The organism is Pseudomonas sp. R-28-1W-6, from assembly GCF_009799925.1.
Classification (GTDB): domain Bacteria; phylum Pseudomonadota; class Gammaproteobacteria; order Pseudomonadales; family Pseudomonadaceae; genus Aquipseudomonas.
This window is the reverse complement of sequence record NZ_WELK01000007.1, coordinates 95,643-110,800: the sequence shown is the minus strand read 5'-3', so window position 1 is coordinate 110,800 and position 15,158 is coordinate 95,643. Positions and strand designations below refer to the sequence as shown.

Here is a 15,158-nt window from a genome sequence, read left to right as displayed (position 1 = left end):
GGGAGAAGGAAGCACCCGATGCGTCTGTTTGCCCTGCTGCTCGCCCTGACTCTCGCCGGCACCGCCCTGGCCGACACCATCCGCCTGACCAACGGCGAGTGGAGCCCCTACCTGGGCAAGAACCTGCCTCACCACGGGGTCGCCTCGCGCATCGTCGAAGAAGCCTTCGCCCTCGAAGGCGTCCAGGTGCGCTGGGAGTTCTATCCCTGGGCCCGCGCCCTGCGCAGTGCCGAACACGGCAAGAGCGATGGCGCCGCCGTCTGGTTGCGCAGCCCCGAGCGCGAAGCCGCCTTCTACATCAGCGACCCGGTGGTGGACAGCAGCTACCACCTGTTCCACCGCAAGGATCAGCCCTTCGACTGGCAGCAGGTCGACGACCTGCAAGGCAAGCGGATCGGCGGCGCCATCGACTACGACTACGGCCAGGCCTTCCAGCAGGCGGAAAACAGCGGCCGGCTGCAGGTGCAGCGCCTGAGCAGCGAGGAACAGGGGCTGCGCATGGTGTTGGCCGGGCGCCTGGATGTCTTCCCGATGGACAAGGTGGTGGCCTTCGACCTGCTGCACAGCCACTTCAGCGCCGCCGAACGGCGCCAGTTGAGCTTCCACCCAGTGCCGCTGCGCAGCGACAGCCTGCACCTGCTGCTGTCGCGCAAGGTGGCCGGCAACGAGGCCATGCTGCAACGCTTCAACCGGGGTCTGCAGCAGCTGCGCGCCAGCGGCAAGGTTGCCCAGTACCTGCTGGACATCCAGCAGCCGCTGAGCCTGAGCCACTGATCAGAGCGGCGGCGCCGGGAAACTCACCCGCACCAACAGACCACCGCTACGCCCTTCATCCAGGCTGATCTGCGCCAGATGGGCGCGGCAGATCTCGCCGACGATCGCCAGCCCCAGCCCGGCACCGCCGACCTGCGGATTGCGCCGGTAGAAACGCTCGAAGACCTTCTCCCGCTCCTCCGCTGGAATCCCCGGGCCGTCGTCCTCGACCTCCAGCAGCGCCGGCGCCAGCACCCGCAGAATCACATTGCCGCCCGCCGGGGTATGGGCCAGGGCGTTGTCCACCAGGTTGTAGACCAGCTCGTTGAGCAGGGTCGGCTCGCCTTGGATGAACACGCCCTCCTCGGCTTCCAGGGCCAGGGCGATGCCGCGCTGGTGCGCCAGCGGCGCCAGGGCCATGGCCAGCTCACGCACCAGCAGGCTCAGTTCGACCCGTTCGGCGCCGCCCTCGGCGATGGCCCGCGCGCCACGTTCGATGCGCGCCAGCGACAGCAGCTGGTTGGCCAGGTGGGTCAGGCGGTCGGTGCTCTGCGCGGCTTTTTCCAAGGTGCTGTGCCACAGCTGCGGCTCGCGCTCGCGCAGGCCCAGCTCGATGCGCGCCTTGAGCGCCGCCAGCGGCGTGCGCAGCTCGTGGGAAGCATCGGCGATGAACTGCGCCTGGCGTTCGAACTGCACACGCAGGCGCTCGGTGAAGTGGTTGAGGGCGGCCACCAGCGGACGCATTTCATCCTGCGCCTCGACCAGCGGCAGCGGCCGCAGGTCGTCCGGCTGGCGCTCCTCCACCGCGCTGCGCAGGCGCTCCAGCGGGCGCAGGGCCGCGCTCACCGCCAGCCACACCAGGGCCAGGCTGACCAGCGCCAGCAGGCCCATGCGCCACAGGGTATCGAGCAGCAGGCCACGGGCCATGCGCTCGCGCGCGCCCTCGGTTTCGGCCACGCGGATTTCCGCCATGCCGTTCATCTCCGGCTCGCTGACCGGCTGCAACAGACTGACCACGCGCACGCCGACGCCAGCGAACTCGCCGTCGTAGAAGCGTGCCAGGGCCGGGTAATCGTCGGTGCGCGGGGTTCCGGGCGGTGGCGCCGGCAGGGCGTCGTAGCCCGAGACCAGGCGCCCCTGCAGGTCGCTGACCTGATAGAAGATGCGCCCCTCGCTGTCGTAGGCGAACACATCCAGGGCCACGTAGGGCACGTCGGCACGCAGCAGCCCCTCTTCGGTGTACAGGCCGTCGGCGATGGCCCGCGCCGAGGCCAGCAAGGTGCGGTCGTAGGCCGCGTCCGCCGCCTCGCGGCCGTTCCAATAGGCGCTCAGGCTGCCGATCAGCAGCGGAATGGCCAGCAGCGCGGCGAGGCGCCGCAGCAGCCGGCCGCGCAGGCTGCCGGCAGGTTTTTCAGCCACCGACCGCCTCCAGCAGATAACCCAGGCCGCGGAAGGTGACGATGCGCACGCTGTCGCCCTCCAGCTTCTTGCGCAGGCGGTGCACGTAGATCTCGATGGCGTCGGCGCTGGCCTCCTCGTCCAGGCCGAACACCTGGTCGGCCAGCTGTTCCTTGCTCATCACCCGTCCCGGCCGGGCGATCAGCGCCTCCAGCACGGCCTGCTCGCGCGAGGTCAGGTTGAGCAGCTGCTCGTGCAGGCTGAAACGTCGGGTACCCAGGTCATAGACCAGCGCCCCGCAGCGCTGCTGGGCCTCGCCGCCGAGCACGCTGCGCCGCAGCAGGGCCTTGACCCGCGCCTCCAGCTCGGTCAGCTCGAAGGGCTTGGCCAGGTAATCGTCGGCGCCCAGGTTGAGGCCGTGCACCCGGTCCTTGACCTCGCCACGGGCGGTCAGCATCAACACCGGCAGGGTCTTGCCGCGCCCGCGCAGGCGCGCCAGCACCTCGAAGCCGTCCAGCCGTGGCAGGCCGACATCCAGCACCGCCAGGGCATAGTCCTCGCTGGCCAGGGCATGCTCGGCGGCGATGCCGTCGTGCAGCACGTCCACGGTCAAGCCGGTGCCGCGCAGGGCCTGGGCCACGCTTTCGGCCAGGGGCAGATGGTCCTCGACCAGCAGGATTCGCACGGTAATGACACTCCAGGAACTTGTAGTTATGCGCCGAGTGTAACCAGCGCGAAGGCGCTGTGCAGGCCGCAAAAACTTTCTTTCACGCTGAAAGCCTGGCGAAAGCTTGGCGCCCTAGCATCCGGCTCAGGGTGGCTAGAACCACCCACAGAACGCCGGCTGCGTGGTTGCGCCGGCGTGACAAAAACAATATTCGGAGACCACATATGCGCACTGCCCCCCGGCAGGCCCTGCCGCCTGTCCGCCGCCTCAGCCTCGCCCTTCTCGCCTGCAGCCTGACGCCTGCCGCCCATGCCGCCTTTGTTGCCGACAGCAGCGCCAGCCTGACCACCACCAACATCTACCTGAACCGCGACTTCCGCGAGGGAACCGGGCAGAACAAGCGCGAGGAATGGGGCCAGGGCTTCCTCCTCGACATCCAGTCCGGCTATACGGAAGGCACGGTCGGCGTCGGCCTCGACGCCCTCGGCATGCTCGGGGTCAAGCTGGACTCCGGCGGTGGCCGCACCGGCACCGACCTGCTGCCGGTGCAGGACGACGGCGGCACCCCGGATGAGTTCGGCCGCCTGGGCCTGACCGCCAAGGTGAAAATCTCCGAGAGCGAGTTCCGCTACGGCTCGCACATCCCCGAGCTGCCGGTGGTCAAGGCCAGCGACAGCCGCCTGCTGCCGCAGGTGTTCGAGGGCGGCCTGCTGACCTCCGCCGAGCTGGAGGGCCTGGCCTTCACCGGCGGGCGCCTGGACAAGGTGATCGACCGCGCCTCGACCAACTCCGAGGACCTGATCCTCAACAGCAAGAACAAGCGCTTCACCGGCGGCGTGACGGCCGAGCACATGGACCTGGCCGGCTTCGACTACAGCTTCGCCAAGGGCCTGACCGGGCGCTACTACTATGCCGACGTCGAGGACATCTACCGCCAGCACTTCCTCGGCCTGCTGGCCAGCCAGGCGCTGGGCGGCGGCAGCCTGAGCGCCGACCTGCGCCTGTCGATCAGCGACGACAGCGGCGCGGCCAACGCCGGCCAGGTCGACAACAACGCCTGGAACGGCCTGCTCGGCTACGCCCACAGCGGCCACAAGCTGAGCCTGGGTTACCAGCACCTGTCCGGCGATACCGGCTTCGCCTACATCGATGGCAGCGACCCGTTCCTGGTCAACTTCGTGCAGATCAACGACTTCGCCAACGCCGACGAGCGTTCCTGGCAGGCGCGCTACGACTTCGACTTCGCCCGCCTCGGCGTGCCCGGCCTGAGCTTCCTCACCCGCTACGTGCACGGCGACAACGCCACGGTGGCCGGCAGCGCTGAGGAAGGCAGCGAGTGGGAGCGCGACATCGAGCTCAAGTACGTGGTGCAGAACGGCCCGCTCAAGGACCTCTACGTGCGCCTGCGCAATGCCAGCTTCCGTTCCAGCTTCGCCCGCGATGCGGACGAGAACCGCGTGATCGTCGGCTACTCCCTGCCGATCTGGTAAGCCACAATAAAACTCCACAGGAGAACAAGATGAAGACTGCCCTGTCCCGTGTCGCCCTGCTCGCCTCCGGCCTGCTGCTGTCCAGCCAGTTGCTGGCCGAACCCAAGCGCCCCGAATGCATCGCCCCGGCCAAGCCCGGCGGCGGTTTCGACCTGACCTGCAAGCTGGCCCAGAGCGGCCTGCGCGACGGCGGCCTGCTCCAGGCGCCGATGCGCGTCACCTACATGCCCGGCGGCGTCGGCGCGGTGGCCTACAACGCGGTGGTGGCCCAACGGCCGAAAGACGCCGGCACCATCACCGCCTTCTCCTCCGGCTCCCTGCTCAACCTGGCCCAGGGCAAGTTCGGCCGCTACGACGAGAACGCCGTGCGCTGGCTGGCCGGCATCGGCACCGACTACGGCGCCATCAGCGTGCGCGCCGACTCGCCCTACCAGACCCTCACCGACCTGGTCGAGGCGCTGAAGAAGGACCCGGGCAGCATCGTCTTCGGTGCCGGCGCCACCATCGGCGGCCAGGACTGGATGCAGACCGCCCTGCTCGCCCGCCTGGCCGGCATCGACCCGCAGAAACTGCGCTACGTGGCCTTCGAGGGCGGCGGCGAGACCCTCACCGCCATGCTCGGTGGCCATGTCCAGGTCACCTCCAGCGGCCTCGGCGAAGTCACCCCGCAACTGGCGGCGAACAAGATCCGCGTGATCGCCGTGCTCTCCGAGCAGCGCCTGCCGGGCAAGCTGAGCAACATCCCCACCGCCCGGGAGCAGGGCTACGACATCACCTGGCCGGTGATCCGCGGCTTCTACATGGGGCCGGAAGTCAGCGATGCCGACTTCGCCTGGTGGAAAGGCCAGTTCGACACCCTGCTGGCCAGCCCCGAGTTCGCCAAGCTGCGCGAGCAGCGTGACCTGTTCCCGCTGAACATGACCGGCGACGAGCTCAAGGCCTACGTGTTCAAGCAGGTGCAGGACTACAAGGCGCTGGCCGGCGAATTCGGCCTGGTCCAGTAGGGGAAGCTGCTGCGCTAGGAAAGGCTGTGTTGGAAGGCGGCTCGGCTCGGTCATTGGGTTGACCCAACTCCCTCCCCTCGCCGCCTTCCGCCTTGCCTTTCCGTCGCTCGCGACGCTTCCCCCTTCCCCCTATCCCGAGGAACTCCTCATGTACGTCCGCCTGTTCGCCGCGGTGTGGCTGCTCGTCTGCGCCTTTCTCGCCGTGGTCGCCTGGGGCTTCCAGGCGCCCTTTTCCTACGACCCGGTCGGCCCGCGCGCCTACCCCCTGCTGTTGCTGGCACTGATGGCCGTGGCCGCGCTGTGGCTGCTGGGCAAGCCGAGCGGCGAGCCGACCCTGCCGATCTCCATGGTCCTGGCGCGCAAGGTTGCCCTGTGTGTCGGCGCCCTGCTGGCCTATGCCCTGCTGTTCGAGCCGCTGGGCTTCGTCATCAGCACCGGCCTGGCCGGTTTCGCCCTCGGCCTGCTGTTCAACGGTCGCCTGCTGCCCTGTGCCATCAGCGGCCTGCTGATGGGCGTGCTGCTCTACGGCCTGTTCGATTACTTGCTGGACGTGCCGCTGCCGCTCGGCCTGTTCGCCGCCTTCGTGGAGAGCTGAAATGGAAACGCTGAATTTCTTGATGCAGGGCTTCGATGTCGCCACCCGCCCGGTCAACCTGCTGGTGGCGCTGTTCGGCGCCTTCGTCGGCACCGTGGTCGGCCTGCTGCCGGGCCTGGGGCCGATCAACGGGGTGGCGATCCTGCTGCCGCTGGCCTTCGCCCTCGGCCTGCCGCCGGAAACCGCGCTGATCCTGCTGGCCGCCGTGTACCTGGGTTGCGAGTACGGTGGGCGCATCTCCGCCATCCTGCTCAACGTGCCGGGCGACGCCGCCGCCATCATGACCACCCTCGACGGCTATCCGCTGGCGCGCCAGGGCAAGGGCGGCATCGCCCTGTCGCTGTCGGCCATGAGCTCGTTCATCGGCAGCACCATCGCCACCATCGGCGTCGTATTGTTCGCGCCGATCCTGGCCAACTGGGCGGTGGCCTTCGGCCCGGCCGAGTACTTCATGCTGATGGTGTTCGCCATCGCCTGCCTGGGCGGCATGGTCGGCGACAAGCCGGTCAAGACCCTGCTCGCCGCGCTGATCGGCCTGGGCCTGGCCACCGTCGGGGTGGACGCCACCACCGGGGTGTACCGCTTCACCTTCGACAGCATCGGCCTGTCCGACGGCATCCAGTTCGTCATCGTGGTGATCGGCCTGTTCAGCGTCAGCGAGGTCCTGCTGATGCTCGAACACACCGCCAGCGGCCAGCAGGCGGTGAAGGCCAGCGGGCGCATGCTGTTCAACGCCAAGGAGTTCACCTTCACCTGGTGGAGCACGGTGCGCAGCTCCCTGGCCGGCTTCGTCATCGGCGTGCTGCCGGGCGCCGGGGCGACCATCGCCAGCGCCATCACCTACATGAGCGAGAAGCGCATCGCCGGCAGCAGCGGCCGCTTCGGCGACGGCGACCTGCGCGGCGTGGCGGCCCCGGAAGCAGCCAACAATGCCTCGGCCTGCGGCTCGCTGATCCCCATGCTGACCCTCGGCGTGCCGGGCTCGGGCACCACCGCGGTGATGATCGGCGCCCTGACCCTGTACAACATCACCCCCGGCCCGCTGCTGTTCGAGCAGCAGCCGGACGTGGTCTGGGGCCTGATCGCCTCGCTGTTCATCGGCAACGTCATCCTGCTGGTGATGAACATCCCGCTGGTCGGCCTGTTCGCCCGCATGCTCAGCGTGCCGACCTGGATCCTGGTGCCGGCCATCACCATCATCAGCCTGGTCGGCGTCTACGCCGTGCACAGCACCACCTTCGACCTGGTGCTGATGATCGGCCTCGGCGTGTTCGGCTACCTGCTGCGCAAGATGGACTTCCCGCTGTCGTCGCTGATCCTCGGCTTCGTCCTTGGCGAACTGATGGAGTCCAACCTGCGCCGCGCCCTGTCGATCAGCAACGGCGACCTGGCGATCCTCTGGCAGAGCCCGATCAGCATGGCGCTGTGGGGCCTGGCCGCGCTGATGCTGGCCCTGCCCGGCCTGCGCTGGCTGCGCAAGCGCCGCTCGCTGCGCGCCGCGCATGCCTAACTGGTGGCTCACCCCGCTGGCCGGCGCGGCCGGCGGTGCCCTGGCCAGCCTGATCGGCTGGCCTTTGCCGTGGATGGTCGGCTCGCTGCTGGCGGTGATCCTGCTGCGCTGCCTGGCGGGGCTGGAGCTGCGCGAGGTGCCCGGCGCGCGCAAGGGTGGACAGTGGCTGGTGGGCACCGGCATCGGCCTGCACTTCAGCCCGGCGGTGCTGCAGCAGGTCGTCAGCCACGGCGGCCTGCTGCTGGCCGGCGCGCTGTTCACCAGCCTCACCTGCCTGATCGGCATCGGCCTGCTGCGCCGCGCCGGCTGCGACCGCGCCACCGCCTACTTCGCCAGCATGCCCGGCGGCGCCAGCGAGATGGTCAACCTCGGCCAGCGCAATGGCGCCCTCGCCAGCCAGGTGGCCGCCGGGCAGAGCCTGCGCCTGCTGCTGGTGGTGCTCTGCGTGCCGGCGCTGTTCCAGTGCTGGCTGGGCACGCCACCGGCCCTGGCACATGCCGGCGGCAACGTGGACATCGCGGTTCTGGCGCTGCTGCTGGCCGGCGGTGCCGGCCTGGCCCTGCTCGGCCAGCGCCTGCGCCAGCCCAACCCCTGGCTACTCGGGCCGATCCTGGTCAGCGCGCTGGGGGCGATCCTGCTTGAGTCCAACCCGAGCCTGCCGGCCGGCACCAGCCAGCTCGGCCAGTGGCTGATCGGCAGCGCCCTGGGCTGCCACTTCAGCCGCGAGTTCTTCCGTCATGCACCGCGTTTCGTCGCCCTGGTGTTGCTGGCCAGCGTGCTGGCCATGCTCACCGCCGCCCTAGGCGCCGAGGCGCTGAGCTGGCTGGGTGCGCTGGATCACCGCGCGCTGCTGCTGGGCATGATGCCCGGCGGCATCGCCGAGCTGAGCCTGACCGCCGAGGCCCTGGCCCTGTCGGTGCCGCTGATCACCGGGCTGCAGGTGCTGCGCCTGCTGTGCGTGCTGTTTCTCGCCGAGCCGCTGTTCCGCCTGTGGCAGCGCCGCCACCAGGCCTGATCCGGTTTGCCTCGAGCCACGCTTGGCCCGCCCCGTGCGGGTCTTTTTTTGCCCGTAGCCGTAGGGTGCGCCGTGCGCACCGCAAGCCGGCGATGAGCCCGTGGTGCGCACGGCGCACCCTACACAGCCATGCAGACCCACCATACCCGGCTGCTCTATCCTTCTGTTTACAGCCTTAGTGCGAGTCCCGCCATGCGCCTGCGCCGTTGTGCCATCGTCCTGCTCTGCGCCACCCTGCTGCTGGGCGCCTGCAGCCGCCTGGACCTGGCCTATCGCAACCTCGACTGGCTGATCGGCTGGTCGCTGGACGACTACCTGCAACTCGACAGCGCCCAGCAGGACTGGCTCAAGCCGCGCCTGCGCGCGCACCTGGACTGGCACTGCAGCACCCAGCTGCCGGCCTACTCGGCCTGGCTGCAACGCAGCGCGGCCCTGGTCGCCCAGACGCCGCTGCAAGCGCAGCAGTTCCAGGCGCCCTTCAACGAGTTCCGCCAGGCGATCGACGCCATCGCCACGCAGATCGCCCCCACCGGCATCGAACTGCTGCGCGGCCTCAGCCCCCGGCAAGTGGCGGAGCTGGACCAGGCGCTGAGCGAAGAGAATCAACGGCTGCGCCGGGAATACCTGCAGCCGCCGCTGGAGGAACAGGTCGCCAGCCGCGCCGAACGCATGCGCGAGCGCCTGCAGCCCTGGTTCGGCGAACTGAGCCGGCAACAGCAGGAGCGTGTCGAGGCCTGGTCCCGGCAACTCGGCGAGCAGAACCGCCTGTGGCTGGACAACCGCATGCACTGGCAGGCGGAATTGCGCGCCCTCCTCGACGCCCGGCGCAGCGCCGACTTCGCCGCCCGCCTGCAGCACCTGGTGCAACAGCGCACGGGCTCCTGGACCCCGGCCTACCGCGAGCAGTTCGAGCGTTCGCAAGTGGCGCTGGCCGAGCTGCTCGCCGACCTGTTCAACGCTGCCGACGCCCGCCAGCGCCAGCGCGTGCAGCAACGCCTGGCGGCGCTGCGCCAGGACCTCGACGGCCTGGCCTGTACTACGCCGGCAGAGGCGGCAGTCGCCAATCGATCGGAGTAAGACCGCACTGCTCCAGGTATTTGTTGGCCCGGCTGAAGTGGCCGTTGCCGAGGAAGCCACGGTAGGCCGACAGCGGTGACGGATGGGCAGACTTCAGCACCAGGTGACGGGTGGCATCGATCAGTTTCTGCTTGCCCTGCGCATGGGCGCCCCACAGCAGGAACACCAGGTGGCCCGGCCGCGCGTTGACCGCCTCGATCACCTTGTCAGTGAACGGCTGCCAGCCCTTGTCGGCGTGCGAGCCGGCACTGGCCTGTTCCACCGTCAGCGAGGTGTTGAGCAGCAGCACGCCCTGCTCGGCCCAGCTCTGCAGGCAGCCATGGGCGGGGATGTCGATGTTCAGGTCGCGCTTGAGTTCCTTGAAGATGTTCTGCAGCGACGGCGGCGCCGGCACCCCCGGCTGCACCGAGAAGCACAGGCCGTGGGCCTGGCCGGGGCCGTGGTAGGGGTCCTGACCGATGATCACCACCTTGACCCGATCCAGCGGCGTGGAATTCAGCGCATTGAAGATCAGCGGCCCCGGCGGGTAGATCACCTTGCCGTTGTTCTTCTCGTTACGCAGGAACTCGCTGAGCTGCGCCATGTAGGGCTTGTCGAACTCCTCGCGCAGGGCCTCCTTCCAGCCCGGTTCGAGTTTGATGCGGTCGTCGACGCTCATGGCGGTTCCTGCTGAGAAAAACGAAAGCGGCACGCTAAGGAAGGCACCGGGGCAAGTCAAGGTTGCAGCGCCCGAGACGCGCCCTTCCGCTCCACCGAGCGGCTGCATGTCCACAGGCGATTTGCTAGCATCACCGCCCCCGCCACGACCCCGTCAACCACCATGCCGCCGTCCGCCGAAGCCCTGCGCTTTGCTCTGCTCACTCGTTTCCTCAAGGGCGAGGCCAAGGTTCCCCAGATGCCGGAAGCGGCCCTGCGCATCCGCCGCCTGCTGCAAGACTCGCGCACCTCGCTGGAACAGCTGGCCCGGGTGATCAACAGCGACCCGCCGCTGGCCGCCTACCTCATGCAGTTTGCCGAAAGCCCGCTGCTGCGCCGCGGCCGGCCCTGCGTGTCGATGCGCGACCTGCTGGCCCGCCTCGGCACCCGCCAGCTCGGCGATCTGGTGCTCGGCTTCGGTGTGCGCCACCTGTTCGCCAGCCGCGAGCCCGCCCTGCAGCAGGCCTTTCGCCTGCGCTGGCGCAAGGCGCGCGAGCGGGCGGCCTACTGCGCCGCCCTGGCCCAGCGCTGCGGCCTGTCCCTGGATGAGGCCATGCTCGCCGGCCTGCTCGAAGACATCGGCAGCCTGCCCCTGCTGGCCGAACTGGAGCACTGGCCCGACTTCCCGCGCGACGCGCAGGCGCTGGACGAGCTGTGCGAATACCTGGCCGGCGACATCGGCGCGCTGGTGCTGACCCGCTGGCAACTGCCGGGCGCGATCATCGAGTGCGCCCGCCAGCGTGGCAAATGGCAGCGCCTGCACGACGGCACGGCCGACCTCACCGACCTGGTGCTGGTCGCCAGCGCGCTGCAAGCCGCCCCGCAGGACCTGGCCGAACCACTGCCGGCTCAGCAGCGGCTGAACCTGCAGCAGCCGCTGGCCGCCCTGCGCGAGGAACTGCAGGCGGAACTGCAGCTGTGGCTGCGCCTGCTGGCCTGATCAGCCCCGGTGCCCGCTCATGGCTGGGCGCCATGCCCGACCCGTTCCCGAGCAGCCGCGCGCGGCACCTGGGATAGGCGCGCAGCATCCCAGCAAACGCCGAGCGAGCCAATAGCCGCCGTGACTAGGCGGCCTCCTCCGGCGGCTGGTGTTCGCGGCAGATCAAGCCAATGGCCGCCGGGGCCAGCGGCTCCCGGGTCAGGCCGCAGAACGGCTGGCCATCGTGCTGCTGGTGAAACCGGCAGCTGTGGCACAGACCGAAGCTCGGCACCTCCTCAGACTGCTGAATAGTGCGCAGCAGCAGGCCGAACAGCCTCTCCAGCTCATCCGCCTGCCCGCCCATGCGGCCCAGGGCCGTGCCAAGGAACTGCGGCGGGACAAGCTCAGCCACCAGCGTGCGGGCCGCCTCGGTCAGCTGCAGATGCACGCTGCGCTTGTCGCGCGGGTCCTGGGTTTTAACGATCAACCCCTTGGCCTCCAGCGCCTTGAGCGACTGGGACACCGTGCCTTTGGTCAAGCCCAGGTACTCGGTCACCGCCAGCGGTGTGTTCGAGTAGTGATTGCAGCGCGCCAGGTAGAGCAAGGCACTCACCTGGATGGGTTGCAGATCCGCCAGCAACGGGTGCTGACGATTCCACACGCGCATCAAGCTGGTGAGCCGTTCGAGCAAATCGAATAGTGCGGTGCCGGTCATGGAATCACTCCTCCGGGCAAATAGTATCGAATAAAAACCATATTGACAAAGCCGGGTACATCGGTAACCTGCAAACGGTATCGATCCGATACTTAAATTCTAGGAGAACATGCAATGACTACTGCCCGCTACTACCACGCCGGTTGCCCCGTATGTGTCGAAGCCGAACAAACCCTGCTCAACCTGCTGGACCCGAACGTGCAGGTCGAGGTGGTGCACCTCGGTAACGTGCCGAGCCGCATTGCCGAGGCCGAGGCCGCCGGCGTCAAGTCGGTGCCCGCCCTGGTGGTCGGAAGCCAGGTGCTGCACCTGAACTTCGGCGCCGCCATCGCCGATCTCAAATAGGCAAGCCACCCTCGCCCTCGGCATCCCCTTGCCGGGTGGCCAGAAAACCGCGCGGGTAGCACCGGCAAAGCAGTACTGCGCCGGGTGAAGCCGCCGGCAGCCCGCAAAGGCCATGAACATCCCCTGTCCATGGCCTTTGCCCTGCCTCAACCCTGGTGCAACGCCCGGTAATGGCTCGGCGCCATGCCCACCACCTTGCGAAACAGCCGCGAGAAGTAATAGGGATCGTCGTAGCCCAGCTGCTCGCCGATCTGCCGCACCTCCAGGCTGCCCTGGTCGAGCAGGCGGCAGGCGTGGGCCATTTTCAGGTTGATGAAGTCCTGGATCGGCGCATGGCCGGTCAGCGCGCGGTAGGTCTTGGCGAAGTGGAAGCGCGACAGCTTGAACTGCGCCGCCAGCTCGTCGAGGTTGAGACTGTCGTGCAGATGGGCGCGCATCACCGCCTGCACCGCGTCCACATCCAGCACCCGGCCGGACTTGAGGTTGGCCCGCGCCGGCAATACCGCCAGGGAGCTGAGCAGCGCCTGCAGCTGGTGCGCGGCATGGATGAAGTGCGGCAGGTTGAGGCCCTGGCGGTGCAGGCCGAGCAGCGCGTCGAACTCGGCCAGCAGGCGTGGCTGCACGCCGATGCGGCGCAGCCGGGCCGGGCCGAGCAGGCGCAGGAAGTCCTCGCCGAGGCTGCCGTCGAAGTGCACCCAGTACAGGGTCCAGGGCCGTTCGGCATCGGCGCCGTAGGCATGCGCCTGGCCCTTGGGCAGCAGCAGCAAATCGCCACCGCCAACTTCTAATCGTCCATCCTCGCTGTCCAGCCAGCCGCGCCCGGCCCGGCAGTAGATCAGCAGATGATCGTCCGGCTGCTGGCGTTGCATGCGGTGCCCGGCCGCTTCCGGGTAGAAACCCAGGGCCAGCGGAAAACAGCCGGCGGCCAGCGGCTGGCGCGCCAGCAGGCGCCGCAGCCTGGGCGGGGTGATGAAGCGCAGGCCATTGGCCGGCAACGGCCAGTTGGAGGTTTCCACGTGGGCTTTCATGCAACGGCTCCCTCAGGCGGCGCTGATTTGTGCTCGTACCGGTCGTCGCCCCGCCGGCGAAAACCAGCGGAGCGACCACGACTAATCCCAAGATCGTCCATCCAACCGGCAAGATCGTCAATCCACAAGCCTTCACGCAGTGGCTATAACAAGGGCACACGATTCTGCTCACGATCTCGCGAGCTAGAGCCAGACAAGGCGCAACGTTAGTAACAGCCTTCGGCTGGTCAAACGGCCGAGGGAGCGGAGTTTACGAATTGTAAATGAGCATCCCGAGGCCAGTTTTAACGCCGTATGGCCGACGCGCAGCAGATCGTGAACTGAATCCAAGAATAAGTTCAGGAGATACCTGATGGCCCGCGTGATCCCCCAGCTGATCGCAGGCGAGTGGCAAGCCAGCCACTCCCGTGAACTGATCGAAGTGACCGACCCGGCCACCCAGGAAGTCCTGGCCCTGGCACCGAAGGCCACCGTTGATGAAATCGAGGCGGCCATCGCCAGTGCCAAGAGCGCCTTCCTCACCTGGCGCGAGGTCGCGCTACCGGAACGCGCGCGGCTGATGCTGCGCTACCAGCACCTGCTCAAGGAACACCACGACGAGCTGGCCGAGATCCTCGCCGGCGAGACCGGCAAGACCTTCGCCGACGCCAAGGGCGATGTCTGGCGCGGCATCGAGGTGGCCGAGCACGCCGCCAACATCTGCAGCCTGATGATGGGCGAAACGGTGGAGAACGTCGCCCGCGAGATCGACACCGCCAGCTATATCCAGCCGCTCGGCGTGTGCGTGGGCATCACCCCGTTCAACTTCCCGGCAATGATCCCGCTGTGGATGTTTCCGCTGGCCATCGCCTGCGGCAACAGCTTCATCCTCAAGCCGTCCGAGCAGGACCCGCTGACGCCGAACAGGCTGGCGGAACTGTTCATCGAGGCCGGCGCGCCCAAGGGCGTGCTGCAGGTGCTGCATGGCGGCCGCGAGGTGGTCGACGCCCTGCTGGTGCACGAGGACATCCGCGCTATCTCCTTCGTCGGTTCGGTGCCGGTGGGCCAGCACATCTACCGCACTGGCACCCAGCACCTGAAGCGGGTGCAGGCCTTCGCCGGGGCGAAGAACCACATGGTGATCATGCCCGACGCGCCCAAGGACCAGGTCATCAGCAACCTGCTCGGCGCCAGCTGCGGCGCCGCCGGCCAGCGCTGCATGGCGATCAGCGTGGCGGTGTTCGTCGGCGAGTCGAAGGCCTGGATCGACGAACTGGCGGCGCAGATCGCCGAACTGAAACCGGGCTACTGGAACGACGCGAGCGCCGCCTACGGCCCGCTGATCAGCCAGCAGGCCAAACAGCGCGTGCTGCGCCTGATCGCCGAGGGCAAGGCCGAAGGTGCCGAGTGTCTGGTCGATGGCTCGCACTGCACGGTGCCGGGCTACCCGAACGGCAACTGGCTGGGCCCGACCCTGTTCCGCGGGGTGACTCCGAAGATGGGCCTGTACCGCGAGGAGATCTTCGGCCCGGTGCTGGTGTGCATGGAGGTCGACACCCTGGAACAGGCCATCGAGCTGGTCAACGCCAGCCCCTACGGCAACGGCACCTCGATCTTCACCCGCTCCGGCGGCGCCGCGCGGCATTACCAGCACGCGGTGGAAGTCGGCCAGGTGGGCATCAACGTGGCGATTCCGGTGCCGCTGCCGTTCTTCTCCTTCACCGGCTGGAAGGGTTCCTTCTATGGCGACCTGCACGCCTACGGCAAGCAGGCGGTGCGCTTCTATACCGAGACCAAGACCGTCACCAGCCGCTGGTTCGACGACACGCCCGTGAGCGGGCCGAACATGACCATCCAATTGAAGTGAACATTGACCCACTGCAATACGCTGCCCATACGACCAAAAGAGAATGCCTCCCCGCTCGCCGTAGCCTCACAGTCGGCCCCGGCACAACAAGAACATGGAG

Annotated in this window: 15 protein-coding genes; 10 read left to right on the top strand and 5 right to left on the bottom strand. The window is 68.2% G+C overall.

The window, feature by feature from the left end; translation table 11 throughout:
* The first annotated feature begins 18 nt into the window (after nucleotides 1–18).
* Nucleotides 19–774, top strand: coding sequence for an ABC transporter substrate-binding protein (locus F3I62_RS14270; protein ID WP_160490305.1), 756 nt, complete (start codon nucleotides 19–21; stop codon nucleotides 772–774).
* On the opposite strand, the gene F3I62_RS14265 is transcribed toward F3I62_RS14270, so the two are convergent.
* Both F3I62_RS14265 and F3I62_RS14260 read right to left on the bottom strand, forming a co-directional pair.
* On the bottom strand, nucleotides 775–2,172 hold the full coding sequence (locus F3I62_RS14265; protein ID WP_160490304.1) for a sensor histidine kinase: 1,398 nt from the start codon (nucleotides 2,170–2,172) through the stop codon (nucleotides 775–777). It abuts the gene before it with no gap.
* Nucleotides 2,165–2,836 carry a response regulator gene (locus F3I62_RS14260; protein ID WP_160490303.1) on the bottom strand — a complete coding sequence of 224 codons (672 nt, stop codon included), beginning with the start codon at nucleotides 2,834–2,836 and terminating at the stop codon, nucleotides 2,165–2,167. Before F3I62_RS14260 ends, F3I62_RS14265 begins: the two co-directional genes overlap by 8 nt.
* A gap of 206 nt (nucleotides 2,837–3,042) precedes the next feature.
* Here F3I62_RS14260 and F3I62_RS14255 point away from each other — a divergent pair, with 206 nt between their 5' ends.
* From F3I62_RS14255 to F3I62_RS14230, 6 genes are all read left to right on the top strand, one after another.
* Nucleotides 3,043–4,308 (top strand): OprD family porin, encoded by a 1,266-nt coding sequence (locus F3I62_RS14255; RefSeq protein ID WP_160490302.1) that lies wholly within the window; start codon nucleotides 3,043–3,045, stop codon nucleotides 4,306–4,308.
* 29 nt (nucleotides 4,309–4,337) lie between these two features.
* A complete protein-coding gene (locus tag F3I62_RS14250) occupies nucleotides 4,338–5,312 on the top strand; it encodes a tripartite tricarboxylate transporter substrate binding protein (protein WP_160490301.1) in 975 nt (324 codons plus the stop codon).
* Nucleotides 5,313–5,460: 148 nt separating this feature from the next.
* Nucleotides 5,461–5,907 carry a tripartite tricarboxylate transporter TctB family protein gene (locus F3I62_RS14245; protein WP_160490300.1) on the top strand — a complete coding sequence of 149 codons (447 nt, stop codon included), beginning with the start codon at nucleotides 5,461–5,463 and terminating at the stop codon, nucleotides 5,905–5,907.
* Between the two features lies 1 nt (nucleotide 5,908).
* Nucleotides 5,909–7,417, top strand: a complete 1,509-nt coding sequence (locus tag F3I62_RS14240) for a tripartite tricarboxylate transporter permease (protein WP_160490299.1) — start codon at nucleotides 5,909–5,911, stop codon at nucleotides 7,415–7,417.
* Entirely contained in the window at nucleotides 7,410–8,432 is a 1,023-nt protein-coding gene (locus tag F3I62_RS14235) for an AbrB family transcriptional regulator (RefSeq protein WP_160490298.1), read from the top strand. Before F3I62_RS14240 ends, F3I62_RS14235 begins: the two co-directional genes overlap by 8 nt.
* A gap of 192 nt (nucleotides 8,433–8,624) precedes the next feature.
* On the top strand, nucleotides 8,625–9,509 hold the full coding sequence (locus F3I62_RS14230) for a DUF6279 family lipoprotein (protein WP_256667774.1): 885 nt from the start codon (nucleotides 8,625–8,627) through the stop codon (nucleotides 9,507–9,509).
* Here the strand turns inward: F3I62_RS14230 and ung are convergent.
* Nucleotides 9,469–10,167 (bottom strand): uracil-DNA glycosylase, encoded by a 699-nt coding sequence (gene ung / locus F3I62_RS14225; protein WP_160490297.1) that lies wholly within the window; start codon nucleotides 10,165–10,167, stop codon nucleotides 9,469–9,471. The genes F3I62_RS14230 and ung overlap by 41 nt on opposite strands.
* A gap of 162 nt (nucleotides 10,168–10,329) precedes the next feature.
* On the opposite strand from ung, the gene F3I62_RS14220 reads away from it, so the two are divergent.
* A complete protein-coding gene (locus tag F3I62_RS14220; protein WP_160490296.1) occupies nucleotides 10,330–11,145 on the top strand; it encodes an HDOD domain-containing protein in 816 nt (271 codons plus the stop codon).
* Between the two features lie 124 nt (nucleotides 11,146–11,269).
* On the opposite strand, the gene F3I62_RS14215 is transcribed toward F3I62_RS14220, so the two are convergent.
* Entirely contained in the window at nucleotides 11,270–11,839 is a 570-nt protein-coding gene (locus F3I62_RS14215; protein ID WP_160490295.1) for a MarR family winged helix-turn-helix transcriptional regulator, read from the bottom strand.
* A gap of 114 nt (nucleotides 11,840–11,953) precedes the next feature.
* Between F3I62_RS14215 and F3I62_RS14210 the strand changes: the two genes are divergently transcribed.
* Nucleotides 11,954–12,184, top strand: coding sequence for a thioredoxin family protein (locus tag F3I62_RS14210; protein WP_160490294.1), 231 nt, complete (start codon nucleotides 11,954–11,956; stop codon nucleotides 12,182–12,184).
* A 146-nt stretch (nucleotides 12,185–12,330) separates the two neighbouring features.
* Here the strand turns inward: F3I62_RS14210 and F3I62_RS14205 are convergent, their stop codons facing one another.
* On the bottom strand, nucleotides 12,331–13,212 hold the full coding sequence (locus F3I62_RS14205) for an AraC family transcriptional regulator (RefSeq protein ID WP_160490293.1): 882 nt from the start codon (nucleotides 13,210–13,212) through the stop codon (nucleotides 12,331–12,333).
* Between the two features lie 352 nt (nucleotides 13,213–13,564).
* Between F3I62_RS14205 and F3I62_RS14200 the strand changes: the two genes are divergently transcribed.
* Nucleotides 13,565–15,058 (top strand): CoA-acylating methylmalonate-semialdehyde dehydrogenase, encoded by a 1,494-nt coding sequence (locus F3I62_RS14200; protein WP_160490292.1) that lies wholly within the window; start codon nucleotides 13,565–13,567, stop codon nucleotides 15,056–15,058.
* The last annotated feature ends 100 nt before the right edge of the window (nucleotides 15,059–15,158 follow it).

Excerpts from the sequence above, each read along its gene's own strand:
- F3I62_RS14215 (WP_160490295.1), bottom strand. The coding sequence starts at position 11,839 with ATGACCGGCACCGCACTATTCGATTTGCTCGAACGGCTCACCAGCTTG.
- F3I62_RS14200 (WP_160490292.1), top strand. The coding sequence starts at position 13,565 with ATGGCCCGCGTGATCCCCCAGCTGATCGCAGGCGAGTGGCAAGCCAGC.
- F3I62_RS14220 (WP_160490296.1), top strand. The coding sequence starts at position 10,330 with ATGCCGCCGTCCGCCGAAGCCCTGCGCTTTGCTCTGCTCACTCGTTTC.
- F3I62_RS14210 (WP_160490294.1), top strand. The coding sequence starts at position 11,954 with ATGACTACTGCCCGCTACTACCACGCCGGTTGCCCCGTATGTGTCGAA.
- ung (WP_160490297.1), bottom strand. The coding sequence starts at position 10,167 with ATGAGCGTCGACGACCGCATCAAACTCGAACCGGGCTGGAAGGAGGCC.
- F3I62_RS14235 (WP_160490298.1), top strand. The coding sequence starts at position 7,410 with ATGCCTAACTGGTGGCTCACCCCGCTGGCCGGCGCGGCCGGCGGTGCC.
- F3I62_RS14205 (WP_160490293.1), bottom strand. The coding sequence starts at position 13,212 with ATGAAAGCCCACGTGGAAACCTCCAACTGGCCGTTGCCGGCCAATGGC.
- F3I62_RS14240 (WP_160490299.1), top strand. The coding sequence starts at position 5,909 with ATGGAAACGCTGAATTTCTTGATGCAGGGCTTCGATGTCGCCACCCGC.
- F3I62_RS14270 (WP_160490305.1), top strand. The coding sequence starts at position 19 with ATGCGTCTGTTTGCCCTGCTGCTCGCCCTGACTCTCGCCGGCACCGCC.
- F3I62_RS14230 (WP_256667774.1), top strand. The coding sequence starts at position 8,625 with ATGCGCCTGCGCCGTTGTGCCATCGTCCTGCTCTGCGCCACCCTGCTG.
- F3I62_RS14245 (WP_160490300.1), top strand. The coding sequence starts at position 5,461 with ATGTACGTCCGCCTGTTCGCCGCGGTGTGGCTGCTCGTCTGCGCCTTT.
- F3I62_RS14255 (WP_160490302.1), top strand. The coding sequence starts at position 3,043 with ATGCGCACTGCCCCCCGGCAGGCCCTGCCGCCTGTCCGCCGCCTCAGC.
- F3I62_RS14250 (WP_160490301.1), top strand. The coding sequence starts at position 4,338 with ATGAAGACTGCCCTGTCCCGTGTCGCCCTGCTCGCCTCCGGCCTGCTG.